This window comes from Catenulispora pinisilvae (assembly GCF_015356865.1).
Taxonomy (GTDB): Bacteria; Actinomycetota; Actinomycetes; order Streptomycetales; family Catenulisporaceae; genus Catenulispora; species Catenulispora pinisilvae.
Genome location: NZ_JAAFZA010000478.1, coordinates 1 through 1823, shown reverse-complemented (window position 1 = coordinate 1823; position 1823 = coordinate 1). Strand labels below are relative to the sequence as shown.

The 1823-nt window shown below is 64.3% G+C and carries 1 protein-coding gene; it reads right to left on the bottom strand.

The annotated features are described in order from the left end of the window. Positions 1 to 1823: condensation domain-containing protein (locus tag IZR01_RS49020; protein WP_228561447.1), on the bottom strand; the 1823-nt coding region annotated here is incomplete at both ends.

The following is a 1823-nucleotide window of genomic DNA, read 5'->3' as shown; positions in this document are numbered from 1 at the left end:
GCAGACACCGCAGTCCGCATCAGCGAGGCGACCGAGTGAGGGTCGATCGGGGCGACACACTGCACCGAGACGGCGAACCCGGCATCGGTACCGGCGTCGTCGACAGCGACCATCAGGGGATAGTTCGTGCGCTCATGGGCGTAGAGCAGCTCAACACCGTCCATGCCGGTGGCGGTGACGTCGATGACTTCGGCATCGGCTCCGGGGGTGTGGCGGTAGTTGAACAGTGCTGTGAACAGCGGAGACCCGGAAGCCACCCCGGACACACGCTGCGCCGACGCCAGCGGCGTGTGCTCGAACGCCAGCAACTCGGCCAGACTCGCATGCATCCGCCCCGCAGCCTCACCAACACCAACGCCGCCGACCTCGAACCGCACCGGCAGAGTATTGATGAACAGACCCGGCACCCGGTCAGCACCAGCGCCAGCCTGCATCCGACCGAACAACACAGTGCCGAACACCACGTCCTCACGACCGGACGCGGCAGCCACCACCCGCGCGAACGCCACATGCAACAACGCCGCAGCACTCACCCCAAGACGCTGAGCCTCCTGCCGCACCCCGACGGAGATCTCCGCATCAAACACCAGCCGCGACTCCAGCACATCGGTGCCATCACCTTGCACATCCAGCACACCAAACGGCGCAGTCGGCTCAGTGACCTCACCCAACAGCTCGGTGAAGAAAGCCTCCTGACTCTCCCGCGAAACACCAAGCCGAGCCTGAGCCACAAAATCCCGGAACGGCAACGGCTGCGGCAGCAGCCGCTCATGCCCGGCCCAGAACGCCTGGATCTCACCGAACAACACTTCAAGAGCGGTGTGGTCCTGGACCAGGTGATGAACCTGCACCACAGCCACCCACGCCGACTCCGTCGCGGGCCGCCGCGCCACCGTCAACCGCACCAACGGCGCCTGCGAAACCTCCATCACCGAACCCGCGGCAGCCAGCATCGCCGGAACCACATCCTCCGCCGACAACGCAGCATCAAGCACGACCTGCCGCACCGGAACCTCAGCACGCCGCACCACAACCTGCACCGGCTCGGAAAGCCCCTGCGATACGACTGCGGTCCGCAGAATGTCGTGACGATCCACCACCTGCTGCAACACCCGCACAAAGGCATCAAGCCGATCACGGGAATCAAAGGCCAGGACTGTCGGCAAGATATAAGCATCAGCACCCGAGCCCGCCGCCATCAGATGATGGAAGAAGATGCCTTCCTGCAGCGGGGCGAGCGGATAGATGTCAGCGATATTGGGCACGCCGCCGGGGACCGTCTCCGCGATGCGGTCAATCTCCGCCTGCGACAACTCAACCAGCGGCAGCATCTCCGGTGTGATCGCCCCGGCATCCTCAGAAATCAGATTCGCCGGAACCACAACAGCCTCATCACCAGCCACCGCGGCAACCCCCGCCGGCGTCGGAGCCTGAAACAACGCCCGCACCGACACCACAACACCACGCTGCCGCAACACCTCCACCAACGACACCACAAGCAGCGAATGACCACCAAGCTCAAAGAAGTTGTCGTCAATACCGACCTTCTCCAAGCCCAAAACCTCAGCAAAAGCCTCACACAACAACCGCTCACGAACAGTCCGCGGCCCACGACCATCCACAGCACCACCGAACTCCGGCGCCGGTAGGGCACGACGATCCAGCTTCCCGTTCGCGGTGAGAGGCAACACGTCCAGCACCACAAACGCCGACGGCACCATGTAATCCGGCAAGGCCTGCGCAGCACGCTCACGCAGGACCGACACGTCCAGGCCATCTCCGGCTGCCGGAACGATGTACGCGACCAGGCGATTGTCGCCGGG